Source organism: Chitinivibrionales bacterium, assembly GCA_014728215.1.
GTDB lineage: Bacteria > Fibrobacterota > Chitinivibrionia > Chitinivibrionales > WJKA01 > WJKA01.
On record WJLZ01000155.1, the window covers coordinates 1 to 3,246 of the forward strand.

The window sequence follows — 3,246 nt, forward strand, 5'->3', positions numbered from 1 at the left end:
CCATAATTGCCTCCCTGATAATTGTGGCCAACAGCACCGCGGCAGCAGTACCTGCGCTTAAGGGTCCTCGCTTATCCGGTTATAGCCCACACGATATATTTCATCATTGCAGAACTGTCCATCTTTAAACCGAAACGCCTTGATTTCATCGTTGTTGCCGGTAAGGGAAACGATGACATAGGTTATGCTTTTATCAACCGCCAGGCGGAGATCTTCGTTCGACATTCTGGCAGGTGTTGACGGATGACTGTGGTATACCGCCGCAGCACGCTGTCCTTTGCCTCTCATCTGTCGTACCACCGCAAACTGCTCTTCGGGTGCAAAAGAGAAATGCTCGCCCGACTGGTCGATATTTTTCATAGGATAGGCTTCAACAATAACGCCCTCCGACTCTCCCAGATAGCCGCATGCCTCCAACGGAGCGTCGTTTTTCGCATGATCGATAATTTTCCGGATAACCCCTTCATCAATTTTCATCGCAACCTCCCCTGTTCCCGGCAATTCCTTTACAATTGAGGCTTTGTTGCACACACCTGCCGCTCTTCATCAAAGAGCTTTGTAATCGATGGCCTCCTGCCGCACAAGCGGCAGTCTTCATTATGACGCAGCCCTACTTTTCGGAATTCCATGGTGAGCGCGTCGAATGACAACAGCTTGTTTACAAGCAGTTCCCCTGCGCCGGTAATGAATTTGAGCGCCTCTGCCGCCTGAATGGTCCCCAGCATGCCTGCGATCGCCCCCAGCACGCCTGCCTGCGAGCAGACAGGAACGACATCTTTGGGCGGCGGACGGTCGAATATGCACCGGTAGCAAGCTGATTTACCGGGCAGGACAGTCATGGTCTGACCGGTAAAGCGCAGAATGCCTCCATGAGAAAACGGCTTACCGGCCATCACGCAGGCATCGTTGATCAGAAATTTCGATGGAAACGAATCGGCGCCGTCGATAATGAAATCATACTGTTCAACAACCGGACCGATTGTATCCGATGTAAGAAAGAGTTCATAGGTTTTCACTATTACATCGGGATTCAGCGCATTCATTTTTGTACGGGCCGATTCTACTTTGGGCGCACCGACATCCCTGGTGAAATGGATCACCTGGCGCTGCAGGTTCGAAAGGTCGACCCTGTCGGCATCGGCAATACCGATTGTGCCGACCCCGGCTGCGGCAAGATACAGTGCAGCCGGCGCACCCAGGCCGCCGGCGCCGATAATGAGCACTTTCGATTCCAGAAGCTTTAATTGTCCTTCAACGCCGACATTTGACAAAAGAATATGGCGGCTGTAGCGCTGTAGTTGCTGTTCGGTAAATTCGATCATATCACCTCCAGTGCCTTTTCTATATCGTCAATAAGATCTTCGATGTCTTCAATACCGACCGTTATTCGAAGCAGCGTGTCGGGGATGCCCATGCGTTGCCGTTCATCGGAGGAATACTCGCAGAAAATTGTCGAGGCCGGGTGAATGATAAGGGTTTTATTGTCGTTGAGATTGGTGGCCCGACGGATTATTTTCAGCGTATCCATGAAAGCAAAGCATGCGGCTTTTGACTGAAGTTGCAGGGTGAGCAGTGCACCGAACCGTCCGCCGAAATGTGCGCGGGCGATTTCGTGAAAGCGGGCGCGTTGCAGGCCCGGATAATTGACATGCGTGACTTTCGGATGCGAATCGAGGACAGCCGCCAGTTTCATGGCGTTATCGCAGCTCTTTTCGATCCTGAGCGCCATGGTTTCGAGGCCGAGGCTCTGGAGATAGGCCGTATGGGGCGACATGCAGGCGCCGGCATTCCGGTAGACTTCGGTGCGAAGCTTTGCAGTAAGGGCAAAGGGCCCGGTTTTGGCTGCGCTTTCTGCAAGACGAGGATTTTTTGACCAGTCGAACGTGCCGTTGTCGATTATCATTCCGCCAACACAGGGAGCACCGCCCGAGATATATTTCGTACTCGACAACACTTCAACCGCGATGCCTGCTTGACGGGTCTTGAATAAATAAGGGGTCGTAAGAGTGCCGTCAACAATAAGCGGCACCTCATGATGTCCTGCCGGCCCGGACAATGCCCGGAAATCGGCGACTTCAAGCTGAGGGTTCGTGATCGTTTCACAGAAAACCGCGCACGTGTTTTCATCGATAGAGGCGGAAACAGCCGCACTATCGGTGAAATCGGCATAGCGCACCTCAAGCCCCCAGGGGCCGAGTGTCTTTTCGAATAACGACAGTGTGTGGCCGAACAGATGGCGGGTGGTGACAACATTCGAACCACTCCGGGCAATCGCCATAAAAACATTCGTGATCGCGGCCATGCCCGATGCCACTGCAATGACCCCCAGCGCATCCGACAGCAGCCGGACCTGGTTTTCGAGCTGCTGCACGGTTGGATTGGTTATCCGGGAATAGGCATGTGACGGTAACCGGCCTTTGAACGCGGATTCCAGATCGGTCGACCGCTCGAATTCAAATGCGACATTCTCATAAATCGGCATGCGAAGCGCGCCATGGGCATCCTTTTTGAGAAACGATGCATGAATCGCTCTGGTGGTGAATCCTTTCACGCTGCCGATCCCCCGCCCATGAAATAAAGAAATTCGAGTTCATCATTTTCGTTTACCTGTGTTTCCGGGAACAATTCCCGTTTTACAAAGGTCCCGTTGAGCTGGACAGAAACCATATCGGGACTGTCCACTTTTTCGATTGCAAGCAGCTCTTCAACAGAAACAGGCTCCTGGCCCATCTGCTTTTCCTGACCGTTGATTGTGATTTTCATTACTCCTCCCGGGGTATGTATTGCATCACGATTCTACAACTTGTTGATTTAACGATAATTATGATCCATTGCCATGATTTTTCCCACAATCTGATTACTTGCACAATTTCAATGTTTACTAAGTTTATGAACTTTGTTAACAATATACTGCATTTTTATGGAAAAGTCAACACTTATTGTTTTATTCGTTCAAAAAATCGAGAACCGAAACCATAATTTGTGCCCACTTTTGTCTAAAATAGAACGCTCATTGCGCTGATCAAGCCGGCATTCGCTGGTCAGAAAATTAAAAACACTAAAAAATCAGCGATAATCAGCCAAATTGGCGTCATCGGCGTTCTATAACCGGAATAGATGTATTTCGTGAACTTTGTTCCTGTATTTGTAATATAACAGCGCATTTATAATTCAGTGATCAAATATTCTCATATATTTCAATTTATTTTTTGCAGCAGTGTCATTTTATTTGAAGTGTGCCAAAAG

General features: G+C 49.8%; 4 protein-coding genes. All 4 read right to left on the reverse strand.

Translation table 11 applies throughout. The features are described from left to right. Positions 1 to 57: 57 nt before the first annotated feature. Genes GF401_13510 through thiS form a run of 4 tightly spaced genes read right to left on the reverse strand, consistent with a single transcriptional unit; the run spans position 58 to position 2,763 of the window. Positions 58 to 477, reverse strand: a complete 420-nt coding sequence (locus GF401_13510; protein ID MBD3346071.1) for a hypothetical protein — start codon at positions 475 to 477, stop codon at positions 58 to 60. Between the two features lie 29 nt (positions 478 to 506). Beyond that, positions 507 to 1,319 (reverse strand): adenylyltransferase, encoded by an 813-nt coding sequence (locus tag GF401_13515; GenBank protein ID MBD3346072.1) that lies wholly within the window; start codon positions 1,317 to 1,319, stop codon positions 507 to 509. Next, the gene (locus GF401_13520; GenBank protein MBD3346073.1) at positions 1,319 to 2,551 is read right to left on the reverse strand and encodes an O-acetylhomoserine sulfhydrylase; all 1,233 of its coding nucleotides are present in this window, start codon (positions 2,549 to 2,551) and stop codon (positions 1,319 to 1,321) included. Before GF401_13520 ends, GF401_13515 begins: the two co-directional genes overlap by 1 nt. Further along, complete coding sequence (thiS, locus tag GF401_13525; protein MBD3346074.1) at positions 2,548 to 2,763, reverse strand: sulfur carrier protein ThiS; 216 nt, start codon at positions 2,761 to 2,763, stop codon at positions 2,548 to 2,550. Before thiS ends, GF401_13520 begins: the two co-directional genes overlap by 4 nt. Between the last annotated feature and the right edge of the window lie 483 nt (positions 2,764 to 3,246).

Excerpts from the sequence above, each read along its gene's own strand:
- GF401_13510 (MBD3346071.1), bottom strand. The coding sequence starts at position 477 with ATGAAAATTGATGAAGGGGTTATCCGGAAAATTATCGATCATGCGAAA.
- thiS (MBD3346074.1), bottom strand. The coding sequence starts at position 2,763 with ATGAAAATCACAATCAACGGTCAGGAAAAGCAGATGGGCCAGGAGCCT.